Below are 26,909 nucleotides of genomic sequence, written 5' to 3' on the forward strand. Positions count from 1 at the left end.
ATGTATATGGATCAGGCGAGTGGTCTGCGCAAAATGCGTCAAAACAATCGAGTAAAAGTGATCGCCGTGTCTGGTGGCAAGGGGGGCGTAGGCAAGACCAACGTAACCCTGAACGTGGCGGGAGCCATGGCCGCACAAGGCAAACGGGTGATGGTGCTGGACGCCGACCTTGGCCTCGCCAACGTGGACGTCATGCTGGGGCTGCGGGTGCATCGCAACCTCTCCCATGTATTGGCGGGCGAGTGCACCATCGACGACATCATAGTCGAAGGCCCTTACGGCATGATGATAGTGCCGGCGACCTCGGGCACCCAGTCCATGGTCGAGCTCTCGCCGGTGCAACACGCCGAGCTTATCCGCGCCTTCAGCGAGATGAAGACCCAGGTCGACATCCTGCTGGTGGATACCGCGGCGGGCATCTCCGACATGGTGTTGAGTTTCACCCGCGCTGCCCAGGACATCATGGTGGTGGTCTGCGATGAACCGACCTCCATCACGGATGCCTACGCGCTCATCAAGATCCTCTCCAAGGAGCACGGAGTGTTTCGCTTCAAGGTGGTGGCCAACATGGTGCGCTCCTTGCGTGAAGGGCAGGAGCTCTACGCCAAGCTGACCCGGGTGACCGACCGCTTCCTGGATACCTCGCTGGAGCTGGTTGCCTGCGTGCCTTATGACACCAATCTGCGGGCTGCCGTGCGCAAGCAGAAGCTGATTGTCGAAGCCTTCCCCAAGTCTCCGGCCGCACTGGCATTCAGAGCGCTGGCCAACAAGGCGGCAAGCTGGCCCATTCCTAACCAACCCGGCGGTCATCTCGAATTTTTCCTGGAAAATTTGCTGCAAAAGCCGGTCATAGCACAGGAAGGTTCCCGTGAATAAAGCCCAAGCGTACTTGCGTCATCAGGATTCCTACGTGCTGGTCGAGCGCCATGCTCCGCTGGTGAAGCGGATCGCCCAGCATTTATTGGCTCGCCTGCCAAGCAGTGTCTTGCTGGATGACCTGATCCAGGCAGGTATGATTGGGCTGCTCGAAGCCTCCCGCAATTTTGATGGCAGCAAGGGGGCCAGTTTTGAAACCTACGCCGGGATCCGCATCCGCGGATCCATGCTGGACGAGATCCGGCGCGGTGACTGGGTGCCGCGCTCGGTGCACCGCAACAGCCGCACCATAGCCGAAGCCATCGAAAATGTTGAACAAACCCACGGTCGTGATGCTCGCGACACCGAAGTGGCCGCCCAGATGGGGGTCAGCCTCGCCGAGTATCACACCATGCTGCAGGATGTGTCCTGCGGCAAGATCATCGGCATCGAGGATCTTGGTGTCAGCGAGGATGTCATCGGTCACCCCGATGACGAGCCGGGCAGCAACGGCTTTGATGAACTGGCGGCCGAACGTTTCCAGGGGGCGCTGGCCGAACATATTGCCCGCCTGCCGGAACGGGAAGCGCTGGTGCTCTCCCTTTACTACGATGAAGAACTGAACTTGCGTGAAATAGGCGAGGTATTGAACGTCAGCGAGTCTCGCGTGAGCCAGATACATAGTCAGGCGATGCACAGATTACGCGCGCGTTTAAGAGATTGGCATGTATAAGTGTTTGTACTGGCTACACTGAAACAAAACTCTAAGGCATAATCCGCAAAACAAAACCTGCGATCTGCATCATGTAAGTGAGCCGCTCTGGCGGCTATTTAGGAGGGAATTTTGGACAAGAACATGAAAATCCTCATTGTTGACGATTTTTCAACGATGCGCCGGATTATCAAGAACTTGCTGCGTGACCTGGGATTCAACAACACCCACGAAGCAGACGATGGCAACACGGCCTTGCCAATGTTGAAAAATGGCGATTTTCAATTTGTCGTGACCGACTGGAACATGCCTGGCATGCAAGGCATCGACTTGCTCAAGGCTATTCGCGTCGATGACAAGCTCAAACACCTGCCGGTACTGATGGTGACTGCCGAAGCCAAGCGCGAGCAGATCATTGAAGCCGCCCAGGCCGGCGTCAATGGTTATATCGTCAAGCCTTTCACTGCTGCAACGCTCAAAGAGAAACTCGACAAAATCTTTGAACGAATCGGCTAAGGAGCAGCAGGGATGAAGGCCAAAACGAGTGCAATGATTTCGCTCGATCAGGCAAGGATGCTTGTTGCCCATCTTGAGCAAGGTGAATTCGAACAGGCCGACACTCTCATCGCCGATGCGTGTGCGCCCAATGCGGCGGCCCTGTTTGACAAAGTGGGTCAATTGACCCGACAACTGCATGATTCCCTACAAGATTTTCGGCTGGATCCCAGGATCCCCGATCTGGCCACCCATGAAATTCCCGATGCGCGGGAGCGCCTCAGCTATGTCATCGACATGACGGACAAGGCTGCCAATCGCACCATGGATGCGGTGGAAGCCAGTCTGCCCATTGCCGATCGGTTAAATGACAACATTCAACTCGTTCTGCCCAACTGGAATGCCCTGATGAGCAGAGACATGAGTGTTGGGCAATTCAAGTCTTTGTGTCACCAACTGGATGATTTTATTAAGGCTTCTGAATCTGATGCCGATAAATTACGGCAACTGCTGACAGAAATCCTGATGGCGCAAGATTTTCAGGATTTGACCGGCCAAATGATCCGCAAGGTCATCAAGTTGGTCCAGGAAGTTGAAACTAAATTAATAGAAATGCTGACTATGTTTGGTGAGGCATCTGCCGAGCATTCTTCTCGCAGCCTTCCTGTAAGCGGGATTGAAGCCGAAGGCCCCATCATGAACCCTGAGACTCGTTCCGATGTGGTCAATGGTCAGGATGATGTGGACGATCTGCTGTCTAGCCTGGGATTTTAATGGAGTGACGCATGGCCTTCGAAGTTGATGAAGACATACTGCAAGACTTTTTGGTCGAAGCATCCGAAATATTGGAACAGTTGTCTGAACAACTGGTCGACTTGGAAAAGCGACCCGATGACAAGAATCTGTTGAATGCCATATTTCGCGGCTTCCATACCGTCAAGGGCGGCGCCGGTTTTCTCTCGCTGACCGAACTGGTGGACGTCTGCCACGGTGCCGAGAACGTGTTCGACATCTTGCGCAATGGCAAGCGGACCGTGACCGCCGAGTTGATGGACGTGATCCTGCAGGCCCTGGATGCCATCAATGTGATGTTTGCCCAGGTGCAGAATCGGGAACCGCCTAGTCCTGCGTCCGCCGAAATCCTTCATGATCTGCACGAGCTCTGCAAACCCGAAGGGGAAGAGCAGCTGTTGACTGCCTCTGCAGGCAGCAGTGCTCCGGTGGAGGCTGCCGCTCCCGTGGCTGAAGAGGTGGCTGTGATTGCCGAGCCGGAGCCTGCGGCCGTGCCGGAACCCGCGCAAGAGGCCTCCGTGGTCAGCGGTGGTGGTTCCATCGATGAGATCTCGGCCGATGAGTTTGAACGCCTGCTTGACGAGTTGCATGGCGTCGGTGGTGCACCTACCGCAGCGGTTAGCCCTGCTGCGCCGAGTTCCGGCGACATCACGGATGACGAATTTGAAGCCTTGCTTGACCAGCTCCATGGCCAAGGTCAGCACGGTGGTGCCCCCGAAGTCAACCCGTTGAAATCGGTACAGAAAGAGGTGGACGAGCTGATCGATGACGATGAGTTCGAACGTCTGCTGGATGAACTGCACGGTCGCGGTCAGAGTCCGCAGAGCAGCATGTCAGCCCCGGCGGCGCCCCAGACTCCAGCGCCAGCAGCACCGGTTACTCCAGCGCCGGCAGCCAAACCGGCTCCTGCACCTGCTGCGGCCAAGCCAGCCGTCGCGCCGGCCGCGGCAAAACCGGCTCCTGCCCCGGCGCCATCCAAGCAGGCTGCGCCAGCGTCCGCCGACAGTGCGGTGCAAAGCGATACTACGGTACGGGTGGATACCAAGACGCTGGACGTCATCATGAACATGGTGGGTGAGCTGGTGCTGGTACGAAACCGTCTGGTGAGCCTCGGCATCGCCAGCAACGATGAAGACATGTCAAAAGCCGTTGCCAACCTTGATGTGGTGACGGCGGATCTGCAAGGCGCGGTGATGAAGACCCGCATGCAGCCTATCAAGAAAGTATTTGGTCGCTTCCCACGGGTGGTGCGGGATCTGGCCCGTACCCTCAAGAAAGAGATCGAGCTGGTAATGGTCGGTGAAGAGACCGATCTCGACAAGAACCTGGTGGAGGCCCTTGCCGACCCGCTGGTTCACCTGGTGCGCAACTCTTGCGACCACGGCGTCGAGATGCCGGATGTCCGCGAGAAGGCGGGCAAGCCACGGCAAGGTACCATTACCCTGAGCGCGTCCCAGCAGGGCGATCATATCCTGCTCTGCATCGAGGATGATGGTGCTGGGATGGATCCCGAGAAGCTCAAGTCCATTGCCATCAGCCGTGGTGTGCTGGATGCCGATACTGCGGCACGCATGAGCGACAACGATGCCTACAACCTGATCTTTGCTCCCGGCTTCTCGACCAAGTCAGAAATTTCCGATATCTCCGGCCGTGGCGTCGGGATGGATGTGGTGAAGACCAGCATCGTCAGCCTGAATGGCTCGGTGCATATCGATTCGACCTGGGGCAAGGGCACCCGTCTCGAGATCAAGGTGCCGCTGACCCTGGCGATCCTGCCGACCCTGATGGTGGAAGTGGGCGAACAGACCTTCGCGCTGCCGCTGGGCTGCGTGAACGAGATTTTCCATCTGGATCTGAAAAAGGCCAACATGGTGGATGGACAGCTCACCATCATAGTGCGCGAGAAGGCCATCCCATTGTTCTATCTGCACAACTGGCTGGTCAGAGGCAAAAACCGAAAATCGCGTCAGGATACGGGCCACGTTGTGATTGTCCAGATTGGTACCCAGCAGATCGGTTTTGTCGTGGACAATCTGATTGGCCAGGAAGAGGTGGTGATCAAGCCGCTGGACAGCCTGCTGCAGGGGACTCCCGGCATGGCCGGGGCGACCATCACCAGTGATGGCGGTATTGCGCTCATTCTGGATGTGCCGAGTCTGCTCAAGGCGTACGCCCGTAGACATTGATACCCCAGGCTCAAGGAGTTAGAAGAATAACAATGGCAATCAAGGTATTAGTTGTCGACGATTCAAGCTTCTTCCGTCGTCGGGTCAGCGAGATCATCACTCAGGATCCCATGCTGACGGTCATCGACACGGCCCAAAATGGGCGGGAAGCGGTAGAAAAGGCACAGCAGTTGCGTCCTGACGTGATCACCATGGACATAGAGATGCCGGTGATGGATGGCATCAGTGCCGTGCGTGAGATCATGGCCAAGTGCCCCACGCCGATCCTGATGTTCTCTTCTTTGACCCATGAAGGGGCCAAAGCCACGCTCGATGCGCTCGATGCAGGGGCGCTCGACTTTCTGCCCAAGAAATTCGAAGACATTGCCCGTGACAAGGATGAAGCCGTCCGTTTGCTGCAGCAGCGGGTCAAGGAAATTTCACGCAAGCGCTTCCTGATGTCTGCGCCGGCACGCCCGAAGGCGCCCGAGCCTGTGGCCAGGACACCTCTGAATGCGCCACGTCCGGCAGAACGTCAGGCAGAGCCGCAGCGTGCTGCTCCTGTGGCCGCATTCAAGCGCAGCGGCAAGAGTTATCAGCTGGTGGCCATTGGTACTTCCACCGGCGGCCCGGTCGCCCTGCAGAATGTGTTGACCAAGCTGCCCGGCGATTTCCCGCATCCGATCCTGCTTATCCAGCACATGCCGGCGACCTTCACCGCGGCCTTTGCCGCACGTCTCAATGGCTTGTGCCAGATAGGTGTCAAGGAAGCGGAAGATGGCGATGTGCTCAAGCCCGGTCACGCCTACCTGGCCCCCGGTGGCAAACAGATGCTGCTGGAAGGCCGTGGTGCCGGTGCCCGCATCCGCATCGTCGATGGTAATGACAAGGTCAACTACAAGCCGTGTGTCGACATTACCTTCGCCTCTGCCGCCAAGACCTATGCCGATAAGGTGCTTGCTATCGTGTTGACCGGGATGGGAGCGGACGGTCGGGATGGCGCGCGCCTGCTCAAGGAGCAGGGCTCCACCATCTGGGCCCAGGATGAAGCGTCCTGCGTGGTTTATGGCATGCCGCAGGCGGTTGCCAAAGCCGGTATTGCCACTGAATCGCTGCCGCTGGATCGGGTCGCACAACGTATCCTGGTTGAGCTGGGCCGCTAACGATGGGCATGTTTGGCCTGATCCTGGCACTGGGAGCCATTGCCATTGCCCAATTGTGGCATGGCGGCAACCTGTTGACCCTGCTCGATGGACCCGCGTTTGTCATCGTGGTGGGGGGAACCTGGGGGGCGGTCATTTTGCAGACGCCGCGCAAGTTCCTGCTGGAAGCGCTCAGGCAGACCCGCTGGATGGTGCTGCCGCCGGACTGGGATCTGGTCGCTCAGGCCGAGAGATTGCAATCCTGGGCTATCTTTGCACGCCAGCAAGGGTTGCTGGCGCTGGAGAATCAGGCCGAGCAGGAGAGTGACGAATTTACCCGTCATGGCCTCACCATGATAGTGGACGGGGTTTCGGTAGACGACATTCGCATGTTGCTGGAAGCGGATATCGATATCGAGCAGGAGCGCAACGAGCACTCTGCCAGGGTCTTCGAGGCCATGGGAGGATACAGTCCGACCATCGGCATCATAGGTGCCGTCATCGGGCTGATCCAGGCGATGTTTCATCTGGAGGAGCCCGCCGCTCTCGGTGCCGGTATTGCCGTTGCCTTCGTTGCCACCATTTACGGGGTCGGCTTTGCCAACCTGCTCTACTTGCCGATCGCCAATCGCCTGCGTGCTTTTCACTATCATTACGCCCTGTTTCAGGAGATGACGCTGGAAGGCCTGATGGCCATCGCCCATGGCGAGAATGGCCCCCAGGTTGAACGGCGGTTGAAGGCTTATCTGAAGGGAGAGTAGCCATGCGCAAGCGCTATCGTTTGCATCTGCAAGGTCGGGAACACCTCGACCGCTGGCTGGTTTCCTACGCCGACTACATGACGCTGATCTTCGCCTTGTTCGTGGTGCTCTACTCGGTGGCACTGGTTAACAAGGACAAGTATCGCGCCGTCATCGACGGCATGACCCAGGCATTCAATGTGATGCAGCCCCGCAGCGATGGCTTGCTGGAGGGGCAGGGAAAGTCGTTGCTGAACAATGAAGTGTCCGCCGCAACCTCTGTGCTGGAGAGTGCCAAGGCCCGTTCACCCTCGCAGGCTCCTATTTCTGGTGTTCCCATTCTGCAAGATGGTATGACTCTTGCGAAGATAGATTCGCAACTGCAGGAGAACATGGGGTCTCTGGTGGATGCCGGGGTCGTCAAGTTGACACAGGATGACAACTGGCTGACGGTGGAACTGAGTTCCGGCCTGCTGTTTGGCAGTGGCAGCGCGTTTATGAGCTCCAATGCAGATCCGGTGCTCAATACTCTTTCAAGTATCCTGAAACCGGTCGATAACTATGTGAGAGTGCGGGGTTACACGGATAACCAGCAGATAAATAATGAAATTTTTCGCTCCAACTGGACGTTGTCGGCAGCAAGGGCGGAGGCCGTACTCACTGCGCTCATCGCCAAGGGGATAGCCCCGCAGCGACTTGCCTACGAGGCGTACGGGGAGTTCTCTCCCTTCTCGGACAACAGTACCGAGCAGGGGCGTTTACAGAATCGCAAGGTGGTGGTCGCTATTTCCAAGTTCGCCTGGGTACCACCTCCGACCCCGGTTCCTCCCGTTAAGCCAGTGACGGAGGAGCCGGTCCCGGCAGTTCAGCAGGCAGTCGAGGCAGGAGAGGTCAAGGTGATCTCGCTGCCAGGTGGTGGCATACGCATAACAACGAGGCAGGATTGATACAGTGATTGTTTGGACGGTTGCCAACCAAAAAGGTGGGGTCGGTAAAACCACCACGGTGGTCTCGTTGGCCGGTATTCTGGCTCAGCGTGGTCAGCGGGTGCTGTTGATCGACACCGACCCTCATGCTTCCCTGACCTCATATCTCGACTTTGACTCCGATCGGCTGGATGGCACCCTCTATGAGCTGTTCCAGGCGGTCAAGCCCACGGCGGAGCTCGTCAATAAACTGACGCTGCGTACCAAGTTTGAGAACATCCACCTGCTGCCCGCCTCCATTACCCTGGCCACGCTGGATCGGGTGATGGGCAATCGGGAAGGGATGGGGCTGGTGCTCAAGCGGGCACTGCTGCGCATCCAGGATCAATACGACTACGTGCTGATCGACTGCCCGCCCGTGCTGGGGGTTATGATGGTGAATGCGCTGGCGGCCTGTGACCGGATCCTGGTGCCGGTGCAGACCGAGTTCCTGGCGCTCAAGGGGTTGGAGCGGATGATGAAGACTTTCGAGATCATGCAGCGCTCCAAGCGGGAGAAGTTCCGCTATACCGTCATTCCCACCATGTTTGACAAGCGAACCCGCGCCTCGCTGATGACCCTGCAGTCCATCAAGGAGCAGCACGGCAGTGCGGTATGGAATGCCGTCATACCCATAGATACCAAGTTCCGGGATGCCAGTTTGCTTCACATTCCCCCCTCCATCTATTCGCCGAGCAGCCGTGGCACCTACGCCTATGAGACGCTGCTCAACTATCTTGATGCGCAAGAGCGTCAACGTGCTCATGAGGTGACATCATGAGAGATACCACCCAAGTTCGGGCCATGGATGACTACTTCCACTCCCTGCTGCTGGAAGATGCCCTGCTGCTGGATGCCGACGAGCCTGACTCCGCGCCCGTCATCCAGCTGCAACGCAAGCCCCAGCCGGTTGCCGAGAAAGTGGCCCAGCCCTATCTGGAGGCGGATCAGCGGCTGGAACAGTTGAGTGAACTGCTGGCCCAGGTCGGTCAGGTACAATATGAAATCGACGCCCTGAGCCATGAAGAGGTGGTCACTGAACCGCTGCAGATCGAGGCCGAAGATGCCTTGCTGCCGGTTGAGCCGGTCTGGCCCGAGGAGATGCCCGAGCCGGTGGCGGCGGATCCCGCGACTCTGGTGGTGACGGAGACCGAGGTGGCGCTGGCGCCACAGGAGGAAGTTGCCCCCTCCACCTGGGAAAACATCGATACCGGCAAGGAGTTTCAGGCCCTGTTCTTTGAAGTGGCCGGCGTCACCTTTGCCGTGCCGCTGACCGAGCTTGGCGGTATTCATCAGCTGGGGGAGGTGTCATCTCTTTTTGGCCAGCCCGGCTGGTACAAGGGGATCATGACGTCCCGCGAGCAGAAGATGAACGTGGTGGACACTGCGCAGTGGGTCATGCCGGGCCAGCATCTGGAAATAGATGACTACAAGTATCTTATCATGTTGGGTGAATCCCCCTGGGGGCTGGCCTGCCATCATCTGAAGGGAACCGAGTTATTGCACCGTGATCAGGTCAAATGGCGCCATCAGGAGGGCAAACGTCCCTGGCTGGCCGGCATGGTCAAGGAGAAGATGTGTGCCCTGCTGCACGTGAAGGAATTGCTCCTGTTGCTGGAGCGCGGGGTCAACATAGAAGGTCGCTGATAACTTCTGCACTCGGGCTGTTTTATTGCTAGTTTTACCAGTAGACGTTTTCATAAAAGGAATAAAAACATGACAGAAAAGCGCAATATTGCACAGAATCTGGCCGAAGACGAAGTGCTGCAATGGGTCACCTTCCAGCTGGAAAATGAAACCTACGGCATCAACGTGATGCAGGTGCAGGAGGTGCTGCGCTACACCGAGATCGCCCCTGTGCCGGGTGCCCCCGAATACGTGCTGGGCATCATCAACCTGCGCGGCAACGTGGTGACCGTCATCGACACCCGTTCCCGCTTCGGCCTGCCTTCTGGCGATGTGAGTGAAAACTCGCGCATCGTCATCATCGAGGCAGAGAAGCAGGTGATCGGCATCATGGTCGACAGCGTGGCCGAGGTGGTCTATCTGCGTTCGTCCGAGATCGATGCGGCCCCGGCCGTGGGTACCGAAGAGAGCGCCAAGTTCATTCAGGGGGTCAGCAATCGCGATGGCCAGCTGCTTATCCTGGTCGATCTGAACAAGCTGCTCTCCGATGAAGAGTGGGAAGATATCGGTTCCCTCTGATAGGAAGATGATGTGTTGATGATTGAAATTGCCGCCTTGGGGGTGTCCTTGTTGGCGTTGGCGCTGGCCCTGTACGGGGTGTTAGGCAGCCGACGTGGCCAGCGAGAGTCCGAGGCCAGGGTGGAGCTGCTGCAGGGTCAGCTCGAGAGTCTGCGCAAGCAGATGATGGAGCTGCATACCGGAGCCATCGGCATGGGCCAGCGTCTGCAATCCGTTGAAGGGGCCATGCAGCAGGTCAATGACCGCCAGCAGGAGCTTACCCTGCAGGATCCGGAACGCCGCCTGTACAGCCGGGCCGCCAAGATGGTGGAGCTCGGTGCTGACCTCGATGAGGTCATGAACGAGTGTGAATTGCCAAAGGCCGAGGCTGAATTGTTGATTTCATTGCGAAAAGGCCGCTCATGATCGATCGGGAAGGCGTCTGCCTTCCTGATTTTCCCGCCCCGCTTTGCGGCTCTCCAAGGCGGGATCTCCCCCACAAATCCTGCTGATAATTGGCATCTTTGAAAAGACGCTTCCCGATACTGTGTTAATATGCAGGCCGCTTCTTTTCACTGATTACATCCTCATGCTGCTTCAAATTCACAACCTGAGCTGCGTGCGTGAAGATCGCACTCTGTTTGAACATCTCTCCTTTGCGGTGGCTCCCGGTGATCTGGTGCAAATTGAAGGTCCCAACGGCGTGGGCAAGACCAGCCTGCTGCGCCTGCTGACCGGCCTGTCTCAGCCTTTTGCCGGTGAAGTGTGCTGGAATGGCGAGAATATTCGCCATTGCCGCGACGAATATCACGCCAATCTGCTCTATCTCGGTCATCAGCCAGGTGTCAAGGCTGCCCTAACACCGCTTGAAAACCTCGCCTTCTACCAGAAACTGCACCATGCGGCCGATACCAGCGTGGACCTGTGGCGGGTGCTGGCCCAGGTCGGTCTGGCCGGCTTTGAAGACAACCCCACCGGTCAGCTCTCCGCCGGTCAGCAGCGCCGCGTCGCGTTGGCCCGTCTGTGGCTGAGTGACCAGCCGGCACTCTGGATCCTGGACGAGCCGTTCACCGCCATCGACAAACAGGGGGTGAAGGTGCTGGAGCGGCTGTTCCTGACCCATGCCGAGCGGGGGGGCATGGTGATCCTCACCACCCATCAGGACATGACCCTGATGCAGGGACGGCTGAAGACCCTCTCTCTCACGCCCTTGCTGCAGGAGTAGTTCTGATGTTGCGCGCCGTAATGCACCTGATCCACCGTGAGCTGCTGATGGCCCTGCGCCAGCGCTCCGACATCCTCAACCCGCTCTGGTTCTTTCTCATCGTCATCACCCTGTTTCCGCTGGGGATCGGCCCCGAGCCCAAGCTTCTGGCCCGCATTGCCCCCGGCATCATCTGGGTGGCGGCCCTGCTGGCGGCCATGCTCTCCCTGGAGCGGCTGTTTCGCGACGACTTCGGCGATGGCGCGCTGGAGCAGATGATGTTGATGCCCCATCCGCTGGGCTTGCTGGCGCTGGCCAAAGTGATCGCTCACTGGTTGCTGACCGGCCTGCCGCTGTTGCTCATCTCCCCGCTGCTCGCCATCCTGCTGTCGCTGGACATGAACACCTATCTGGCGGTGGTCGCCACCCTGGCGCTGGGCACACCCGTGCTGAGCCTGCTCGGGGCGATCGGGGTGGCCCTCACCGTGGGTCTGCGCAAAGGGGGAGTGCTGCTCAGTCTGCTGATCCTGCCGCTCTATATTCCGGTACTGATTTTTGCCACCTCCGCCATCGATGCGGCGGGGATGGGACTGCCCTATTCGGGGCAGCTGGCGATTCTGGGGGCCATGCTGGCCGGTGCGCTCACCCTGACCCCGTTGGCGGTCTCGGCGGCGCTGCGGGTCAGCGTGAATTGATGAAAGCGTCTGAAAAAGTGGCCATGGAAGGGCCGTTATAAAAAATATAATTGAGATAGATCAAGAGGATGGCTGCTTATTGCTTTCGGGGGATGTGATGTTTTCCGGCAGTGGGTAAGGTAGGCCTCGCCACGATATTAATAACAGAAAGGTTTTGTGAGCTATGTGGAAATGGTTGCACCCTTACGCTAAACCCGAGCGCGCTTACCAGCTGGCAGGGGCCTTGTTGCCCTGGTTTGCCGTGACCAGCCTGCTGGCATTCATCATCGGCACCCTTTGGGGGTTGGCGTTCGCCCCTGCCGATTACCAGCAGGGTGACTCCTTCCGGATCATCTACATCCATGTTCCCGCCGCCATTCTCTCCATGGGGGCCTACTCCACCATGGCGGTCGCGGCCTTCATCGGTCTGGTGTGGCAGCTGAGGATGGCCGACATGACGGTGGCCGCCATCGCGCCGGTCGGTGCCGTGTTTACCTTCATTGCGCTGTTTACCGGCGCCGCCTGGGGCAAACCCATGTGGGGCACCTGGTGGGTGTGGGATGCGCGGCTCACCTCTGAGCTGATCCTGCTGTTCCTCTACCTGGGGGTCATCGCCCTCTACAACGCCTTCAGCGACAAGGTGCTGGCCGGCCGGGCCGCCGGCATCCTGGCGCTGGTGGGGGTGATCAACCTGCCCATCATTCACTACTCGGTGGAGTGGTGGAACACCCTGCATCAGGGCGCCACCATCACCAAGTTTGACAAGCCCTCCATCTCCCCCGAGATGCTGTGGCCGCTGCTCATCATGATCCTGGCCTTTGCCGCCTTCCTCGGGGCCCTCTCCCTGATGCGTTTTCGAAACGAGCTCTTGATGCGGGAGTGGCACCGCCCCTGGGTCAAAGAGATAGCCGAGCAGGAGAAGTAAGCATGCACTTTGCCTCATTCAGTGACTTTCTGGCGATGGGCGGTTACGCCTTCTACGTCTGGCTCTCCTTCGGTCTGACCCTGCTTTGCCTGGTCGGCATCGTCATTTCCACCCGTATGAAAACCCGCAGCCTGCTTGGCGAATTGCGCAGCAAGCAGGCGCGCGAGGCCCGTCGCAAGGCGGCCCAGCAGATGGAGAACACCCTATGAACCCGAGACGCAAAAAACGCCTCACCATCATCCTGGCGATCAGTGCCGGCCTCGCCGCCGTGATTGGCCTGGTGCTCTATGCCCTCAGCCAGAACATCGATCTCTTCTATACCCCGAGCGAGCTGGTGGAAGGCAAGGGACCGGACAAGATCAAGCCGGAAGAGGGGCAGCGCCTGCGCATCGGGGGTCTGGTGGTGCCGGGCTCGGTGCAGCGCGATCCCCAGAGCCTCAAGGTGGCCTTCAAGCTGGTGGACAACGGTGGGCATCTGGTGACCGTCGAGTTTGACGGCATCCTGCCGGATCTGTTCCGCGAAGGGCAGGGCATCGTCGCCCAGGGCACCCTCAAGGATGCCACCACGGTCGCCGCCTTCGAGGTGCTGGCCAAGCACGATGAGAACTACATGCCGCCGGAAGTGGCCGATGCCACCAACGGCATGCACTTCAAGCCGGAATACACCGACGCGCAGTTGAAGGGGAGCAAGCAATGATCCCGGAATTAGGACAGTTTTCACTGATCCTGGCCTTTGCCACCGCCCTGCTGCTGGGCAGCTATCCGCTGCTCGGGGCCAAATGGGGGCGCCTTGGCATGATGTCGGCGGCCCGTCCGCTCGCCTATGCCCAGTTCCTGCTGTTGTTGCTGTCGTTCCTGTGCCTGACCTGGGCCTTCATCGACAACGACTTCACCGTGCAGTACGTGGCCACCAACTCCAACAGCCTGCTGCCGTTGGCCTATCGCATCTCCGCGGTGTGGGGTGCCCACGAGGGTTCCCTGCTGCTGTGGGTGCTGACGCTGGGGGGCTGGACCGCGGCGGTCGCCATGTTCAGCCGCCGCCTGCCGCTCGACGCGGTGGCGCGGGTGCTCGGCGTGCTCGGCCTCATCTCGGTCGGTTTCACCGCCTTCGTGCTGTTTACCTCCGACCCCTTCACCCGCACCTTGCCCTATTTCCCGGTGGATGGGCGCGATCTCAACCCGCTGCTGCAGGACCCGGGTCTCATCTTCCACCCGCCCATGCTCTACATGGGTTATGTGGGCTTCTCGGTGGCGTTTGCTTTCGCCATCGCCTCCTTGATGACCGGCCGGCTCGATGCCACCTGGGCGCGCTGGTCCCGCCCCTGGACCATGGCCGCCTGGGTCTTCCTCACTCTGGGTATAGTGCTTGGCTCCTGGTGGGCCTATTACGAGCTCGGCTGGGGCGGCTGGTGGTTCTGGGATCCGGTGGAAAACGCCTCCTTCATGCCCTGGCTGGCCGGCACCGCCCTGCTGCACTCGCTGGCAGTCAGTGAAAAGCGCGCCACCTTCAAGGCCTGGACCGTGCTGCTGGCGCTCTCCGCCTTCTCTCTGAGCCTGCTGGGTACCTTCCTGGTGCGCTCCGGCGTGCTGGTGTCGGTGCATGCGTTTGCCTCCGACCCGACCCGCGGCCTGTTCATTCTGGGCTTCCTGTTGGCGGTAATCGGTTCATCCTTGCTGCTGTTCGCCTTCAAGGGCTCCCAGGTGAGAAGCCACGGCAAGCACGAGTTGTGGAGCCGCGAGACCCTGCTGCTGTGCAACAACATCATGCTGGTGGCGGGTCTGCTGACCGTGCTGCTTGGCACCCTGCTGCCGCTGGTACACAAGGAGCTGGGGCTGGGTAGCATCTCCATCGGCACCCCCTTCTTCAACCACATCTACAGCTGGCTGATCATCCCGTTCGCCCTGTTGCTGGGGGTCGGCCCGCTGTTTCGCTGGCGCCGTCAGGAGCTGGGCGAGCTCAAGGGCAAAGTGGTCCTGGCGCTCCTGCTGAGCCTGGCCGCCGCCATCCTGCTGCCGCTGCTGCTGGCCGAGGAGTTCAAGCCCTGGGCTGCGCTCGGTATCGGGCTTGGCGCCTGGATCATCGTGACCAGCGTGCAGGAAACCTGGGCGCGTGCCACCCACAAACACAGCTTTGCCGTCGGTGTACGGCGCCTTGGCAACAGCCATTGGGCCATGATCCTGGGCCACGTGGGTCTTGCTGTGAGCATCATCGGCATCGCCTGCACCCAGAACTACAGCATCGAGAAGGACTTGCGCATGCAGGCCGGCGATCGGGTTCATTTTGCCGATTATGAGTTCGTCTTCACCGGTATCAAGGAGAAGAACGGCCCCAACTACGACGGTTTCAAGGGCGTGCTGGAAGTGCACAAGGATGGCAAGCAGGTGGCTCTGCTCAAGCCGGAGAAGCGGATGTACAAGGTGACCCGGATGCCGATGACCGAGGCGGCCATCGATGCCGGCTTTACCCGTGACCTCTATGCGGCCCTTGGCGAGCAGCTCGACAACGGCGCCTGGGCGGTGCGGATCTACTACAAACCCTTCGTGCGCTGGATCTGGTTCGGCGGCGTCTTCATGGCCATTGGCGGCGTGCTGGCGATGCTGGACAAGCGCTACCGTTTCGGTCGTCGTGAAGAGGAGGCCAAGGCATGAGCAAGAAGACCTGGTTGTTTCTGATCCCCTTCATCGTCTTTCTGCTGGGGGCCGTGTTTCTGTTCAAGGGGCTCTACTCCGATCCCACCAAGCTCGAGTCCGTGATGGTGGGCAAGGAGGTGCCCGTGTTCACCCTGCAGGATATCTATGACCTGGGCAAGCAGCATGACAGGAGCATCCTCAAGGGACGCCCCATGCTGCTCAACGTCTGGGCCACCTGGTGCCCGACCTGCTACGGGGAGCACACCTACCTCAAGCAACTGGCGGGGCAGGGGATCTACATCGTCGGCATGAACTACAAGGATGAGCGGGCCAAGGCCATCAACTGGCTGGCGGAGCTCGGCAATCCCTATCAGATCAATCTGTATGATCCCGACGGCATGCTGGGGCTGGATCTGGGGGTTTACGGCGCGCCGGAGACCTTCTTCATCGACAGTCAGGGCATCATCCGCTATCGCCACGTGGGTGACGTCAACCCCGAGGTGTGGGCATCGACCCTCAAACCCATCTATGACGCCATGAAGTGAGGGAGAACCCGATGAGAATCTTGATTGCATCCCTGCTGCTGCTGCTGGCGGGACTGGGCGGGGCGGGTCAGGCGCTGGCCGCCATCGATGTCTACACCTTCGACAACGACGCCCAGGAGCAGACCTTTCGTGAACTGACCAAGGAGCTGCGCTGCCCCAAGTGCCAGAACCAAGACATCGCCGACTCCAATGCGGGCCTTGCCAAGGACTTGCGTGACAAGACCTACCAGATGGTGCGCGAGGGCAAGGAGAAGCAGGAGGTGGTGGACTACATGGTGGCCCGCTACGGCAACTTCATCCTGTACAACCCGCCGCTGATGGCCTCCACCCTGATCCTCTGGCTGGGGCCGCTGCTGGTGATCGTGGTGGGCATAGTCCTGGTGGTGGTGCGCAGTCGCCGTCGTCCCGCGGCAGCTACGCCGGCGGATAGCGCCCTGAGCGCGGAGGAGCAGCGTCGTCTGGCTGCCCTGCTCAAAGAGGAAGAGAAACAATGACCGCATTTTGGATAGTGATCGCGGCCCTGCTGGTGCTGGTGAGCCTGGCACTGGTGTTGCCCCTGTGGCGGGGAGAGGGCCGGCAGAGCATCAGCCGCTCGGCCCTCAACAAACAGCTCTATCGTCAGCGTCTGCTGGAGATCGGCGAAGAGCGCGAACAGGGGGTGCTGGCGGAAGAGCAGGACACCCTGATCGAGCTGCAGCGCAGCCTGCTGGACGACATCCCCGACGTGGAGCAGACCGCTCGCGGCGGCAAGAGTCTGATCTGGATCCCGGGTGTGCTGGTGCTGCTGGTGGTGAGCCTGGGGCTCTACTACAAGCTGGGCGCCTGGCAGGAGGTCAGCCGCTGGCAGGACGCCAGCAGCCGGTTGGGCGAGCTCAGCAACCGCATCCTGGTGGAGCGCAATGCCGAGGTCACCGAGCAGGATCTGCTGGACTTCACCCTGGCCCTGCGCACCCGCTTGAAAGAGGAACCGAACGATTACCGCGGCTGGCTGCTGCTGGGTCGACTGTCGCTGGATGGCAATGATCCCGATATGGCCCGCGAGGCGCTGGAGCGGGCCTACGGGTTGACACCGCAGAAGGGGATGGTGGCAGTGCCCTATGCCCAGGCGCTGATGATGACAGGGGATGACGCGCAGGCCGATCAGCTGCTGCGGGGAGCCATCGCCCAGGATCCGGCCAATATCGAGGCGCGCTCCGTCTACGCCTTCATGGCCCTGCAAAAAGAGGACTTCAAGACTGCCCTGCAACGCTGGCGCGAGATGCTGCCGCTGATGGAGAAGGGCTCGACCCGCTACACCATGGTGGAGCGCTCCATCGACTATGCCGAGCAGCAGTTGAAGAAACGCGGCATGGCCAGTGCGGTCGTGCCGGCAGAGGCGAGCGGACAGGGCACCGCCTCCGCCCAGGTGCTGGAAGTGAAGGCCGGCGAGTTCCCGCTCAAGGTGACGTTGGCCGATGGCATTGCGCTGCCGGAAGATGCCCATCTGTTCGTGTTTGCGGTGATCCCCAACGGGCCGCCCATGCCCATCGCGGTCAAGCGTATCCCGGGCCCGCACTTCCCGGTGACGCTGTCGCTGGGTGACGGTGATGCCATGATGGAGGGCAACAAGCTGGCCGCCTATCCCGAGCTGCAGTTCAAGGCGCGCCTCTCCCGTGGCGGCAACGTCATGAACAAGGAAGGGGCGTTCGAAGGGGCCTCGGTCCCGGTCGCCACCGGCTCAATTCCTTCAGCGCCGATTGACATCCGCATCGATCACGCCCTCTAATACGCCTCTGGCCCGGCCCTCGATGGGGCCGGGCTGCCTATAATTCAGATTAATCACAATAAAAAGCTAGGACTTCCATATGCATGTGCGTGTAGGGGCATTGACGGTGGCCTTGTTGCTGGGTGGCTGTGCTGGCGGCCCGCCCAAGCCGGGCCCCGAGAGCCTTGACCTCAAGGAGACGCCGAGCCGGCCCGAAGCGACCAGCACGGCCAGTGACAGCCGTGACCCGTTTCAGGGTGCCAACCGGGCCATGTGGGCCGTCAACTACGATGTGCTGGAGCCCTACGTGGCTCGCCCCGTGGTGCACGGCTACGCCCGCTACGTTCCGCAGGGAATGAAGGATGGCATCGAGAATCTGGTGGAGAACTTCAATGAACCGAGCAGCATGGTCAACCACCTGCTGACCGGCGACTTGAAGGGGGCGGGTACCAACCTGGGCCGCTTCACCCTCAACACCACTGTGGGTCTGCTGGGGATCTTCGACGTGGCCAAGCATGCCGGCCTTGCGCGCAACAAGCTGGAGCTTGATACCGTGCTGGGTCGGGCCGATATCGGCGATGGCGCCTACTTGATGGTCCCTGTCTACGGCCCGACTACCACACGCAAGCTGGTGGGGGATACCGTGGATACGTTGTATTTCCCTTATGCCTTGCTGACTTTCCCGTTGAAAGTGGTGCACTGGGCGCTAGATGGTCTGGGTACCCGCTCCAAGCTGATCGATCAGGAGCGGATCATCGACAACGCGCTCGATCCTTACGCCCTGACCAAGGACTTCTATCTGCAGTACAACCAGAACAAGGTGACTGGTCGTCAGACCGAGCTCAAGCAAGAGCAGCAGGAGAAGCAAGACGACAGCAATCTGGATGACTATCTGGACGAGATCGACCAGTGATGCCTGTGCGTCCCGGCTCGAATGACAAAGGCGCCTGCGGGCGCCTTTTTGCTGCGCTGGCCGCCCCTTGCGCCATAAAAAACGCCCCGCAAGAGCGAGGCGTTTTGGCAAGAGTGTGGCGCTATCAGGCAGCCAGGTTCTTGGCCACGAATTCCCAGTTGACCAGGGCCCAGAAGGTTTCCATGTACTTCGGACGCAGGTTGCGGAAGTCGATGTAGTAGGCGTGCTCCCACAGATCGACGGTCAGCAGCGGGGTGGTACCGGCTTCGGTCAGCGGGCAACCGGCGTTGGAGGTGTTGACGATGGCCAAGGAGCCGTCAGCCTTTTTCACCAGCCAAGTCCAGCTGGAACCGAAGTTGCCGATGGCAGACTTGGTGAACGCATCCTTGAACTCGGCGAAGGAGCCGAACGCCTTGGTGATGGCATCGGCCAGGGCGCCAGTGGGCTCGCCACCGCCGTTCGGGGAGAGGCAGTGCCAGTAGAAGGTGTGGTTCCAGATCTGGGCGGCGTTGTTGAAGATGCCACCAGTGGAGGTCTTGATGATCTCTTCCAGAGACTTGCCTTCAAACTCGGTACCCGGCACCAGGTTGTTCAGGTTGACCACGTAGGTGTTGTGGTGCTTGCCGTGGTGGTATTCCAGAGTTTCCTGGGAGATGTGCGGTTCCAGAGCATTGATTGCATAGGGCAGAGCGGGAAGTTCGAATGCCATTTTCTACTCTCCATTGGCTGGCCGTGCGAAGGCGACGGTTGCAAGACATTGCGTACTCTTTTCTATTTTGAAAAGAATTGTTCTTGAAGTGATGGGGCCAGTTGGCCCAAAGCCCATCAATTGTACCAGCATCAAAGATGGCCTAACAACTCTTGATTCTCGCCATGATCCGGATCAAGCTGCGGCGTATTGATTCGTCACTTCTTGCTGTTGCCGCGGTTTGCCAGTTTGTGGTCTGCCCGGATTGCAGTAGAATGGCCGCCGAAATCGCTCTAGTGAGGCACCTATGGAAACTATTGAAAAGATCAAACAGCAGCTGGCTGAAAACCCCATCATCCTGTACATGAAGGGCTCCCCCAAGCTACCCAGCTGCGGTTTCTCTGCCCAGGCCTCCCAGGCCCTGATGTCCTGTGGCGAGCCGTTTGCTTACGTCGACATCCTGCAAAACCCGGACATCCGCGCCGAGTTGCCGAAGTTTGCCAACTGGCCCACCTTCCCGCAGCTGTGGGTCGAGGGCGAGCTGGTCGGCGGCTGCGACATCATGATCGAGATGTTCCAGGCTGGCGAACTGCAAACCCTGATCAAGGAAACTGCCGCCAAGCACAAGCAGGATGACGCTGCCGCCGAATAAGGCCGCCATCGCATCATGCAAAAAGGGGAGCCATTGGCTCCCCTTTTCTTATGCTGCAAGCAGGTATCAGGCGATGCGCTCGATGCGCGCCAGATAGAAGCCGTCGAAACCGGTGGCCGCCGGGCTCACGGTGTGATCACTGAGCAGGCGGAAGTTGTCGTTGGCGGCGAGGAATTTGTCCACCTGCTGGCGGTTCTCCTCGGGCAGGATGGAGCAGGTGGCGTAGACCAGCATGCCGCCCACTTTCACCATCTGGCTGTAGCGCTGCAGGATCTCTTCCTGCAGGGCGACCAGCACCGGCAGCCGCTCGGCGGTATCGCGCCACTTGGCATCCGGATTGCGCTTGAGCACGCCAAGGCCGGAGCAGGGCACGTCCAGCAGCAGGCGATCCGCGCTCTCTTTGAGGCGCTTGACGGTCTTGCTGCTGGTGATGACCCGGGTCTCCACGTTGTGGGCACCGGCGCGGCGGGCGCGCTGCTTGAGGTTCTCCAGCTTCCACTCTTCCACGTCCATCGCCAGCAGGCGGCCCTTGCCCTTCATCATGGCGGCCAGATGCAGGGTCTTGCCGCCGGCACCGGCACAGGCGTCGATCACCCGCATGCCGGGGGCCACGTCCAGCGCCGCCGCGATGTGCTGGGAGCCGGCATCCTGCTGCTCGAACCAGCCGTCGGCAAAGGCGTTGGTGCGAAACAGGGCTGCATCCGAGGTCACTTCCAGGGCGCTCTCGACCCCTTCCACCGGTACAGTGGTGACCTGCTCTTTGGCCAGCGCCGCCTGCAGCTCGTCACGGGTGCACTTGAGGGTGTTGACCCGCAGGTAACGCTTGGGCATGGCGGTCAGGGCGGCACGCTCGGCCGGCCAGGCATCGCCCAGCTGTTCGCTGCCGAGCTTTTCCAGCCAGGTCGGGCAGCCATCCATCAGCACCGGGTTTTTCTTGGCTTCGGTCAGGCGGCGACGAAACGCCTCTTCATTGAAGCGATCCAGGGTCGGGTGGTTGGGTTGAGCTATCTTGTGGAAAGCATGCCAGCTGTGCAGCAGCGGCCAGACGTGCTTCTCGGCCTGGCGGACCTGAATACCGGTCAGGGCGCAGTAGAGGCTGAGGCGACGCAGCAGATCGCCGGTGACCAGGGCAATCCTTGCCTGTTCTTGCGGTTTGAGTTCGATGCCGGAGAAGTGACGGGCATAGGCGCGATCCAGGGTGAGACCCTGGCCCAGCACATCGTCAACAATGGCAACGACCAGGTCCCCGAGACGGGGCAACAGTGGGGATTTGAGCATGAGATTAACCTTGGTCAGAAAAAGACGAACCGTCGCCATGGTGACGCGGCTCAAAAACTGATAAATCCGCGCAATGATAGGGGCTAGACAGGGTTGGTGCAACACTCCCCATTCGGGGAAGATAGGGTGGATGCTGCTGGACTAATCGGACCAGCAGGCGAATGATGCCGGTTGCAGTTCAGGTGAGTGCATTTTAAAAGGACTAAAAAGATGCAGTTGATGAAATTTTCTCCCTTGGCGCTGGTGGTTGCCAGCTTGATGAGTTCGGGCGGCCTTGCCGCCAAAGAGTGGGATACGGTCGCGGCGCGCGCCACCGCCGCCGACGGTTATGAAGTGCGGGCCAACCAGTTTCGGGTAGCCAAGGTACCCATCGATTATTTTGCCGGACTACAAGCCGGGGCGGGTTCGCTGACCCTGCCGCTGCCCGACGGGGGAGAAGTGACCTTCACCCTGCAGGCCTATGATCTGCTGCCGGCCGATCAGGCTGCCAAATTCCCCGAAATCAAGACCTTCAAGGGTCACAATCCGGCGGCGCCGGTAGAGACGGGGCGCTTTGATCTGGGGCCGCTGGGTTTCCACGCCATGTTCACCCATCAGGGCAAGACGGTGTTCGTCGATCCCCTCAGCAATGCCGAGGGGTATGCCGTCTATTACCAGCAAGACGCCTACAGCAGGTTGGCGGAGGAAGCGGACAAGGTTATCGGCAGCGATGCCAGCAAGGCGTTGGCGCACAAGGTGCAGGTGGATGGCAACGTGCGCAAGCGCTACGTCATCGCCATCTCGGCGGCGGGGGAGTACACCCAGTTCCACGGCGGCTCCAAGGTGCTGGCTACCGCGGCCATCGCCACCCTGCTCAACCGGGTCAACGAGGTGTACCAGCGCGACGTGGGGGCCGAATTCCAGTTGGCCAGTGGCAACGACAACATTATCTTTACCGATCCGGCCAGCGATCCCTTCACCAATAGTGACGCCGACGTCGATATCAACAGCGTGGTGCAGGCCAATGCCCAGACCCTGCCCAGTACGCCGCTGGGACCGTTTGACATTGGCCATGTGGTCAATACCGGAGGCGGCGGTCTGGCCGGCCTCGGCGTGCTCTGTATGGCTGACAAGTCGGCCGGCATGACAGGTTCCGCCACCCCGGTGGGGGATGCCTTCTTTATCGACTATGTGGCCCATGAGATCGGCCACCAGTTCGGCGCCGATCACACCTTCAATGGCACCACCAACAGCTGTGGCGGCGACAACCGGACGCCAGAGCAGGCCTGGGAGCCGGGCAGCGGTACCTCCATCATGGCCTATGCGGGCATCTGCGGGGAGGAGAATATCCAGCCCCACAGCGATCCCTATTTCCACAGCAAGTCCATCGAGCAGATGCGGGCACACATGGCGACCGTGCCGACCTGTGGCACCTCCATCGATCTTGTCAACAACGCGCCCCAGGCGGCGGCCGGGGCCGGCCGCATCATTCCGGCCAACACGCCGTTCGTGCTCAAGGGGGCCGGCGCCGATCTGGACGGGGATCCCCTGACCTACACCTGGGAGCAGATCGATCTGGGCACGGAGTCGAGCAGCCTGGCCACCATGGTGGATGACGGCAGCCGGCCGCTGTTTCGCTTTGTCTCCCCCACCAGCTCACCGGAGCGGATCCTGCCGAGCCTGCCCTCCCTGCTCTCGGGCACGCTCGCCAAGGGCGAGGCCTGGCCCACCACCAACCGGGATCTCAACTTCCGGCTGACGGTGCGTGACGGCAAGGGCGGTGTCGCCAGCGATGACATGAAGGTGCAGGTGGTCAATACCGGCAGCGCCTTCCGGCTGACTGCGCCGCTTGGGGTGTCGTTGACGCCGGGGGCAAGTCAGGCGGTCAGCTGGGATGTGGCCGGTACCAACCTGGCACCGATCAGCTGCAGCAAGGTGGACCTGCTCCTGACCCAGAACGAGGGAACCAGCTGGAGCAGCCTGGCGGTCAGCCAGCCCAACAGCGGCTCGGCCACCGTGACCCTGCCGGCGGATCTGGCCAGCGCCGCCCGTCTGAAGGTTGCTTGCAGCGACAACATTTTCTTCGCCATCAGCCCGGCCAAGCTGCCGGTCGTCCAAAGCGGCGGCAGCTCGGGCGGTGGTGGCGGTGGCGCCCTCGGTCTCTGGACCCTGGCGCTGGCCCTGCTGGGCTGGCAACGGAGGCGCGGATGAGGGCGGCCTGGCTGGTGTTGGCGTCCCTGCTCGGCGGCTGTCAGGCCGATGCCGATACCCTGGAGCAGGCGGTCAGCGCCAGCCTGGCCAAGCAGGATTACCGGCTGATCGTGCGGGCCGGGCGAGGCGAGGTGGCGCCCGGCATAGCGCCGGAGCAGCAGGCATCAGCCAAGGCCCGCTGCGGCGTGCGCTATCTGGAGGGGCTGGGGGATGTGATCAAGCCAGGCCAGCAGGAGGCCCAGGCCAAGCTGGCGGCCTACGCGGCCGACTACAACCGGCGCATGCTGGCGCACTGCCTGTCACTACCGGCAACGGATCGGCAGTGACAGAGGGCCGTCAAGGTCAACAGGGGGAGGCGCTAGCCTCCCTCTTTTTTACGGCTGCCATTTGCCGGTCACAAGGCTTGTACCCATGGCGTGCTCGTCGCACAATGCCTGCACGCATGGCCGCATGGGCGGCAAAGAGAGAAGGAAAATCAAGATGATGGATGTAGCCGATCTGCGCCGTGAATACACCCGGGGTGGACTGCACAGGGCCGATCTGCCAGCCGAGCCCCTCGCCCTGTTCGAGAAGTGGCTGGCCCAGGCGTGCGAAGCCAGGCTGACCGACCCCACCGCCATGGTGGTGGGCACCGTCGATGCCGACGGCCAGCCCTGGCAGCGTACCGTGCTGCTCAAGCACTACGACGCCGAAGGCATGGTGTTCTACACCAACATGGGCAGCCGCAAGGCACACCAGCTGGAGGGCAACCCCCGCATCAGCCTGCTGTTTCCTTGGCACACCCTGGACAGACAGGTGCACGTGACCGGCCGGGTGGAGAAGATGAGCACCTTCGAGGTGATGAAGTATTTCCACAGCCGCCCCAAAGACAGCCAGATCGCCGCCTGGGTCTCCAAACAGTCGACCCGCATCTCGGCGCGCGGCGTACTGGAGGCCAAATTCCTTGAGCTCAAGCAAAAGTTTGCCAATGGCGAGGTGCCGCTGCCGAGCTTCTGGGGCGGTTTCCGGGTGCGCATCGACACGGTCGAGTTCTGGCAGGGGGGCGAGCATCGCCTGCACGACCGCTTCTACTACACCCGCGAAGGGGAAGGGTGGCACATCGAGCGGCTGGCGCCCTGAGTGCCCCGCTAGCCTTTTGCTGCTGACAAGGAGTCTGTATGCGTCTGTATGGCGATCTGAAGTCCGGCAACTGCTACAAGCCCTGGCTGCTGGCCCGCTGGCTTGAGCTGCCCCTCGACTGGGTGCCGGTGGATGTGCTGGCGGGGGAGACCCGCACCCCCGATTTTCTGGCCCTGAACCCCAACGGCAAGATCCCGGTGCTGGAGCTGGCCCAGGGCGACACCCTGGCGGAGTCCAATGCCATTCTCTTCTACCTGGCGCAGGGGTCGTCCCTGTGGCCGGCCGAGCCGCGTCAGCAGGCCGAGGTGCTCAAGTGGCTGTTCTTCGAGCAGTACAGCCATGAGCCCTATATCGCGGTAGCCCGTTTCATCGTTCACTATCTGGGGCGGCCGGAGTCCCAGGAGGCGCGCCTCGACGGGCTCAAAGCCGGCGGCGAGAAGGCGCTGGCGGTGCTGGAGCAGCAGCTCAAGCAGAGCCCCTACCTGTGCGGTGAGGCGCCGACCATCGCCGATCTGGCGCTCTATGCATACACCCATGTGGCGGAGGAGGGGATCTTTTCGCTGCAAGGGTGGCCCGCCATTCGGGCCTGGATTGCCCGTATCGAGGCGCATCCCCGCCACCTGAGCCTGCCCGCAGCCTGTCAGGCCGGCTGATGGAACTGCTGATCGAGCGCGCCCTGTGGCAGCCCCACTGGGCGCCGGTGTTGCAGGCCTGGCAGCGGCAGGGCCATGGCTGGCAGTTGCTGCAGAGCAAGGTCGATGAGTGTTTGCCGAGCGATGCCGGCGGACTCTGGTCCTGTTGTCCGCCCGATGGCGTGTGTTCGGCCAGCGCGCTGCTGGCGGCCTGGCTGGACGGCGATCTGCCCGGCCAGCAGGCCGTTGATCCGAGCCGGCAGATCCTCATCAGCGGCTCGACCTCCTTGTTGACCCTAGCGCGGGAGGAGGGGCTGCTGACCCTGGGGCCACAGGGGGCCGATCTGGCGCTGACGGCGCAGGACGATCTGGGCGCCGTGCTTAACCGCCTGCTGGCCCGCCGCCTGACGGTGCCGGTGCTGGCCGAACCTCCCTCCCGGTCGGAACCCGCCCTGCAGCTGCGCCCCCTGCTGGCGTGCGATGAGGCCGAGGTGGTGCGCTATTGCAGCGATGCGGCGCTCGCCCGCTACACCCTCAACATTCCCCATCCCTATCCGCCGGAGGCGGCTCGCGACTGGCTGGCCGGCTGCTGGCGCAAGGCGGCGCTCGGATTGGGCTGGAGCTGGGCGCTGACCCTGCCGGCAGGCGAGGGCCATGCTCCGCTGGTGGGGGTGATCTCGCTGCACTGGAACGGCGAGCTGGCCTGGTGGGTGGGCGTGCCCTGGCAAAACCGCGGGCTGGCGACCCGGGCCGCCCGGCTGGTGAAGGCCTTTGCGTTCGACCGGCTGCAGCTGCCGGTGCTCACCGCCCGCCACATGCCGGACAACCATGCCTCCGGCCGGGTGATGGCCAAGCTGGGCATGCGCTATTGCGGCCGACGGGCATTGAGTGGCCAGCGCTTGAGCCAGAACCAGAGCGAGGTGAGCTACTGGCAGCTGGCACGAAGCCTGACGCTGGCGGCGCCGGTCGAACGGCTGCTAGCCCCCCTGCTGGCCGACGAGCGGGTGGTGGCAGCCATCCTGCAGACACAGGTCGGGGAGGGGGCGCCGCAGTGGCTGGCGCTGTTCATGACGAATCGGGATGGGGAAGAAGGGACCGAGCTCGCCGCCGCGCCGCTACGCTCCCAGGGTACTGACGGGCCGCTGGCGGTGGAATACTACGACCAGGATGCGCTGGCGCAGGCCGAGCCGGAGCAGCTCCATCTGCTGCGCGGCCTGCTGCTGAAAGACGCCGAGGAGCAGGGGCTGGACTACCTGCTGCAGCTGGCCAGCCTGCAGCGCCAGGGACCTGTGTTGCTGACCCGGGTGGAGCGGCGCCAGCGTCTGCGCTGGCTCGCAAGGGAGGAGTCCAGACTCGCCCTGCTGGCCGCTGAGCCGCTCACCCATCGCTATCATCTGCTCGACTTGCTGGTGGCCTTGCCCGCTCTGCTCGATGAGCTGGCCGGTCGCTGGCATCGGGATGCCGACGACACCCTGGCCTGGCTGGCACGGGCCGAACCGCTGCTGTTCAACGCCTATCGAACCGCCATCACCCGCCTGCAACCGGCCGATCTGCATGAGTTGCTGGCGCAGGTGGCGGATCGTTTTCCTGAGTCCACCCTCCCATTTCTGGACAAAGATGCTCAGGGCGGCGGGCAGTTTGTGGAATAATGCCCGCTCTGCTGT

30 protein-coding genes are annotated in these 26,909 nt (G+C 61.2%); 28 read left to right on the forward strand and 2 right to left on the reverse strand.

Features of this window, described 5'->3' with window-relative positions:
• From ACB033_RS02375 to ACB033_RS02480, 22 genes are all read left to right on the forward strand, one after another.
• On the forward strand, positions 1–876 hold the full coding sequence (locus tag ACB033_RS02375) for a MinD/ParA family protein (RefSeq protein WP_010634619.1): 876 nt from the start codon (positions 1–3) through the stop codon (positions 874–876).
• The gene (locus tag ACB033_RS02380; RefSeq protein ID WP_005298811.1) at positions 869–1,588 is read left to right on the forward strand and encodes an RNA polymerase sigma factor FliA; all 720 of its coding nucleotides are present in this window, start codon (positions 869–871) and stop codon (positions 1,586–1,588) included. The genes ACB033_RS02375 and ACB033_RS02380 overlap by 8 nt, the downstream gene beginning before the upstream one ends.
• A 111-nt stretch (positions 1,589–1,699) precedes the next feature.
• Positions 1,700–2,083 (forward strand): chemotaxis response regulator CheY, encoded by a 384-nt coding sequence (cheY, locus tag ACB033_RS02385; protein ID WP_010634617.1) that lies wholly within the window; start codon positions 1,700–1,702, stop codon positions 2,081–2,083.
• Between the two features lie 12 nt (positions 2,084–2,095).
• Positions 2,096–2,836 (forward strand): protein phosphatase CheZ, encoded by a 741-nt coding sequence (locus tag ACB033_RS02390; protein WP_005298816.1) that lies wholly within the window; start codon positions 2,096–2,098, stop codon positions 2,834–2,836.
• An 11-nt stretch (positions 2,837–2,847) separates the two neighbouring features.
• On the forward strand, positions 2,848–5,040 hold the full coding sequence (locus ACB033_RS02395) for a chemotaxis protein CheA (protein ID WP_139725466.1): 2,193 nt from the start codon (positions 2,848–2,850) through the stop codon (positions 5,038–5,040).
• Positions 5,041–5,072: 32 nt separating this feature from the next.
• A complete protein-coding gene (locus ACB033_RS02400) occupies positions 5,073–6,182 on the forward strand; it encodes a chemotaxis response regulator protein-glutamate methylesterase (protein WP_017766599.1) in 1,110 nt (369 codons plus the stop codon).
• 2 nt (positions 6,183–6,184) lie between these two features.
• Positions 6,185–6,922 (forward strand): flagellar motor protein, encoded by a 738-nt coding sequence (locus ACB033_RS02405; RefSeq protein WP_026140851.1) that lies wholly within the window; start codon positions 6,185–6,187, stop codon positions 6,920–6,922.
• Between the two features lie 2 nt (positions 6,923–6,924).
• Positions 6,925–7,848 carry a flagellar motor protein MotB gene (locus ACB033_RS02410; protein WP_201892267.1) on the forward strand — a complete coding sequence of 308 codons (924 nt, stop codon included), beginning with the start codon at positions 6,925–6,927 and terminating at the stop codon, positions 7,846–7,848.
• Positions 7,849–7,852: 4 nt separating this feature from the next.
• Complete coding sequence (locus ACB033_RS02415) at positions 7,853–8,647, forward strand: ParA family protein (protein WP_005298826.1); 795 nt, start codon at positions 7,853–7,855, stop codon at positions 8,645–8,647.
• A complete protein-coding gene (locus ACB033_RS02420) occupies positions 8,644–9,513 on the forward strand; it encodes a chemotaxis protein CheW (RefSeq protein WP_010634611.1) in 870 nt (289 codons plus the stop codon). Before ACB033_RS02415 ends, ACB033_RS02420 begins: the two co-directional genes overlap by 4 nt.
• A gap of 69 nt (positions 9,514–9,582) precedes the next feature.
• Entirely contained in the window at positions 9,583–10,071 is a 489-nt protein-coding gene (locus ACB033_RS02425) for a chemotaxis protein CheW (protein ID WP_005298836.1), read from the forward strand.
• Positions 10,072–10,089: 18 nt separating this feature from the next.
• Positions 10,090–10,476: a DUF2802 domain-containing protein gene (locus tag ACB033_RS02430; protein ID WP_010634610.1), complete on the forward strand. Its 387-nt coding sequence runs from the start codon at positions 10,090–10,092 to the stop codon at positions 10,474–10,476.
• Positions 10,477–10,639: 163 nt separating this feature from the next.
• Positions 10,640–11,275, forward strand: coding sequence for a cytochrome c biogenesis heme-transporting ATPase CcmA (gene ccmA, locus ACB033_RS02435; protein ID WP_005298840.1), 636 nt, complete (start codon positions 10,640–10,642; stop codon positions 11,273–11,275).
• 5 nt (positions 11,276–11,280) lie between these two features.
• Positions 11,281–11,949, forward strand: coding sequence for a heme exporter protein CcmB (ccmB, locus tag ACB033_RS02440; protein ID WP_017766603.1), 669 nt, complete (start codon positions 11,281–11,283; stop codon positions 11,947–11,949).
• A 163-nt stretch (positions 11,950–12,112) separates the two neighbouring features.
• Positions 12,113–12,853, forward strand: coding sequence for a heme ABC transporter permease (locus ACB033_RS02445; RefSeq protein WP_065018246.1), 741 nt, complete (start codon positions 12,113–12,115; stop codon positions 12,851–12,853).
• 2 nt (positions 12,854–12,855) lie between these two features.
• Positions 12,856–13,062 carry a heme exporter protein CcmD gene (gene ccmD, locus ACB033_RS02450; RefSeq protein WP_005298845.1) on the forward strand — a complete coding sequence of 69 codons (207 nt, stop codon included), beginning with the start codon at positions 12,856–12,858 and terminating at the stop codon, positions 13,060–13,062.
• Complete coding sequence (ccmE, locus tag ACB033_RS02455) at positions 13,059–13,550, forward strand: cytochrome c maturation protein CcmE (RefSeq protein ID WP_005298847.1); 492 nt, start codon at positions 13,059–13,061, stop codon at positions 13,548–13,550. The genes ccmD and ccmE overlap by 4 nt, the downstream gene beginning before the upstream one ends.
• Entirely contained in the window at positions 13,547–15,502 is a 1,956-nt protein-coding gene (locus ACB033_RS02460; protein ID WP_099358564.1) for a heme lyase CcmF/NrfE family subunit, read from the forward strand. The genes ccmE and ACB033_RS02460 overlap by 4 nt, the downstream gene beginning before the upstream one ends.
• On the forward strand, positions 15,499–16,029 hold the full coding sequence (locus ACB033_RS02465; RefSeq protein WP_029301475.1) for a DsbE family thiol:disulfide interchange protein: 531 nt from the start codon (positions 15,499–15,501) through the stop codon (positions 16,027–16,029). Before ACB033_RS02460 ends, ACB033_RS02465 begins: the two co-directional genes overlap by 4 nt.
• An 11-nt stretch (positions 16,030–16,040) precedes the next feature.
• Positions 16,041–16,523, forward strand: a complete 483-nt coding sequence (locus ACB033_RS02470; RefSeq protein ID WP_139725463.1) for a cytochrome c-type biogenesis protein — start codon at positions 16,041–16,043, stop codon at positions 16,521–16,523.
• A complete protein-coding gene (ccmI, locus tag ACB033_RS02475) occupies positions 16,520–17,794 on the forward strand; it encodes a c-type cytochrome biogenesis protein CcmI (protein WP_371140310.1) in 1,275 nt (424 codons plus the stop codon). The genes ACB033_RS02470 and ccmI overlap by 4 nt, the downstream gene beginning before the upstream one ends.
• Positions 17,795–17,873: 79 nt before the next feature.
• Positions 17,874–18,686 (forward strand): VacJ family lipoprotein, encoded by an 813-nt coding sequence (locus ACB033_RS02480; protein ID WP_024942911.1) that lies wholly within the window; start codon positions 17,874–17,876, stop codon positions 18,684–18,686.
• A gap of 124 nt (positions 18,687–18,810) precedes the next feature.
• Here ACB033_RS02480 and sodB read toward each other — a convergent pair whose 3' ends face one another.
• A complete protein-coding gene (sodB, locus tag ACB033_RS02485) occupies positions 18,811–19,395 on the reverse strand; it encodes a superoxide dismutase [Fe] (protein WP_005298860.1) in 585 nt (194 codons plus the stop codon).
• A 286-nt stretch (positions 19,396–19,681) separates the two neighbouring features.
• On the opposite strand from sodB, the gene ACB033_RS02490 reads away from it, so the two are divergent.
• Positions 19,682–20,026, forward strand: coding sequence for a Grx4 family monothiol glutaredoxin (locus ACB033_RS02490; RefSeq protein WP_010673955.1), 345 nt, complete (start codon positions 19,682–19,684; stop codon positions 20,024–20,026).
• 66 nt (positions 20,027–20,092) lie between these two features.
• Here the strand turns inward: ACB033_RS02490 and ACB033_RS02495 are convergent, their stop codons facing one another.
• Positions 20,093–21,304 (reverse strand): RsmB/NOP family class I SAM-dependent RNA methyltransferase, encoded by a 1,212-nt coding sequence (locus tag ACB033_RS02495; RefSeq protein ID WP_162519876.1) that lies wholly within the window; start codon positions 21,302–21,304, stop codon positions 20,093–20,095.
• A 210-nt stretch (positions 21,305–21,514) separates the two neighbouring features.
• Between ACB033_RS02495 and ACB033_RS02500 the strand changes: the two genes are divergently transcribed.
• From ACB033_RS02500 to ACB033_RS02520, 5 genes are all read left to right on the forward strand, one after another.
• The gene (locus tag ACB033_RS02500; protein WP_139725461.1) at positions 21,515–23,494 is read left to right on the forward strand and encodes a reprolysin-like metallopeptidase; all 1,980 of its coding nucleotides are present in this window, start codon (positions 21,515–21,517) and stop codon (positions 23,492–23,494) included.
• Complete coding sequence (locus ACB033_RS02505) at positions 23,491–23,820, forward strand: hypothetical protein (RefSeq protein WP_005298869.1); 330 nt, start codon at positions 23,491–23,493, stop codon at positions 23,818–23,820. The genes ACB033_RS02500 and ACB033_RS02505 overlap by 4 nt, the downstream gene beginning before the upstream one ends.
• A 154-nt stretch (positions 23,821–23,974) precedes the next feature.
• On the forward strand, positions 23,975–24,613 hold the full coding sequence (gene pdxH, locus ACB033_RS02510) for a pyridoxamine 5'-phosphate oxidase (RefSeq protein WP_005298871.1): 639 nt from the start codon (positions 23,975–23,977) through the stop codon (positions 24,611–24,613).
• A 38-nt stretch (positions 24,614–24,651) separates the two neighbouring features.
• The gene (locus ACB033_RS02515) at positions 24,652–25,266 is read left to right on the forward strand and encodes a glutathione S-transferase family protein (RefSeq protein ID WP_017766609.1); all 615 of its coding nucleotides are present in this window, start codon (positions 24,652–24,654) and stop codon (positions 25,264–25,266) included.
• Positions 25,266–26,894, forward strand: coding sequence for a GNAT family N-acetyltransferase (locus ACB033_RS02520; protein ID WP_139725460.1), 1,629 nt, complete (start codon positions 25,266–25,268; stop codon positions 26,892–26,894). The genes ACB033_RS02515 and ACB033_RS02520 overlap by 1 nt, the downstream gene beginning before the upstream one ends.
• The last annotated feature ends 15 nt before the right edge of the window (positions 26,895–26,909 follow it).

The organism is Aeromonas sp. S15(2024) (assembly GCF_041402265.1).
Lineage (GTDB): Bacteria > Pseudomonadota > Gammaproteobacteria > Enterobacterales > Aeromonadaceae > Aeromonas > Aeromonas dhakensis.

Excerpts from the sequence above, each read along its gene's own strand:
- ACB033_RS02495 (WP_162519876.1), bottom strand. The coding sequence starts at position 21,304 with ATGCTCAAATCCCCACTGTTGCCCCGTCTCGGGGACCTGGTCGTTGCC.
- ACB033_RS02500 (WP_139725461.1), top strand. The coding sequence starts at position 21,515 with ATGCAGTTGATGAAATTTTCTCCCTTGGCGCTGGTGGTTGCCAGCTTG.
- ACB033_RS02420 (WP_010634611.1), top strand. The coding sequence starts at position 8,644 with ATGAGAGATACCACCCAAGTTCGGGCCATGGATGACTACTTCCACTCC.
- ccmD (WP_005298845.1), top strand. The coding sequence starts at position 12,856 with ATGCACTTTGCCTCATTCAGTGACTTTCTGGCGATGGGCGGTTACGCC.
- ccmE (WP_005298847.1), top strand. The coding sequence starts at position 13,059 with ATGAACCCGAGACGCAAAAAACGCCTCACCATCATCCTGGCGATCAGT.
- ccmA (WP_005298840.1), top strand. The coding sequence starts at position 10,640 with ATGCTGCTTCAAATTCACAACCTGAGCTGCGTGCGTGAAGATCGCACT.
- ACB033_RS02400 (WP_017766599.1), top strand. The coding sequence starts at position 5,073 with ATGGCAATCAAGGTATTAGTTGTCGACGATTCAAGCTTCTTCCGTCGT.
- ACB033_RS02470 (WP_139725463.1), top strand. The coding sequence starts at position 16,041 with ATGAGAATCTTGATTGCATCCCTGCTGCTGCTGCTGGCGGGACTGGGC.
- ACB033_RS02430 (WP_010634610.1), top strand. The coding sequence starts at position 10,090 with ATGATTGAAATTGCCGCCTTGGGGGTGTCCTTGTTGGCGTTGGCGCTG.
- pdxH (WP_005298871.1), top strand. The coding sequence starts at position 23,975 with ATGATGGATGTAGCCGATCTGCGCCGTGAATACACCCGGGGTGGACTG.
- ACB033_RS02505 (WP_005298869.1), top strand. The coding sequence starts at position 23,491 with ATGAGGGCGGCCTGGCTGGTGTTGGCGTCCCTGCTCGGCGGCTGTCAG.
- ACB033_RS02390 (WP_005298816.1), top strand. The coding sequence starts at position 2,096 with ATGAAGGCCAAAACGAGTGCAATGATTTCGCTCGATCAGGCAAGGATG.
- ACB033_RS02425 (WP_005298836.1), top strand. The coding sequence starts at position 9,583 with ATGACAGAAAAGCGCAATATTGCACAGAATCTGGCCGAAGACGAAGTG.
- ACB033_RS02515 (WP_017766609.1), top strand. The coding sequence starts at position 24,652 with ATGCGTCTGTATGGCGATCTGAAGTCCGGCAACTGCTACAAGCCCTGG.
- ACB033_RS02460 (WP_099358564.1), top strand. The coding sequence starts at position 13,547 with ATGATCCCGGAATTAGGACAGTTTTCACTGATCCTGGCCTTTGCCACC.
- ACB033_RS02375 (WP_010634619.1), top strand. The coding sequence starts at position 1 with ATGTATATGGATCAGGCGAGTGGTCTGCGCAAAATGCGTCAAAACAAT.
- ACB033_RS02520 (WP_139725460.1), top strand. The coding sequence starts at position 25,266 with ATGGAACTGCTGATCGAGCGCGCCCTGTGGCAGCCCCACTGGGCGCCG.
- ACB033_RS02490 (WP_010673955.1), top strand. The coding sequence starts at position 19,682 with ATGGAAACTATTGAAAAGATCAAACAGCAGCTGGCTGAAAACCCCATC.
- ccmI (WP_371140310.1), top strand. The coding sequence starts at position 16,520 with ATGACCGCATTTTGGATAGTGATCGCGGCCCTGCTGGTGCTGGTGAGC.
- ACB033_RS02465 (WP_029301475.1), top strand. The coding sequence starts at position 15,499 with ATGAGCAAGAAGACCTGGTTGTTTCTGATCCCCTTCATCGTCTTTCTG.
- ACB033_RS02410 (WP_201892267.1), top strand. The coding sequence starts at position 6,925 with ATGCGCAAGCGCTATCGTTTGCATCTGCAAGGTCGGGAACACCTCGAC.
- ACB033_RS02480 (WP_024942911.1), top strand. The coding sequence starts at position 17,874 with ATGCATGTGCGTGTAGGGGCATTGACGGTGGCCTTGTTGCTGGGTGGC.
- ACB033_RS02445 (WP_065018246.1), top strand. The coding sequence starts at position 12,113 with ATGTGGAAATGGTTGCACCCTTACGCTAAACCCGAGCGCGCTTACCAG.
- ACB033_RS02395 (WP_139725466.1), top strand. The coding sequence starts at position 2,848 with ATGGCCTTCGAAGTTGATGAAGACATACTGCAAGACTTTTTGGTCGAA.
- ccmB (WP_017766603.1), top strand. The coding sequence starts at position 11,281 with ATGTTGCGCGCCGTAATGCACCTGATCCACCGTGAGCTGCTGATGGCC.
- ACB033_RS02405 (WP_026140851.1), top strand. The coding sequence starts at position 6,185 with ATGGGCATGTTTGGCCTGATCCTGGCACTGGGAGCCATTGCCATTGCC.
- sodB (WP_005298860.1), bottom strand. The coding sequence starts at position 19,395 with ATGGCATTCGAACTTCCCGCTCTGCCCTATGCAATCAATGCTCTGGAA.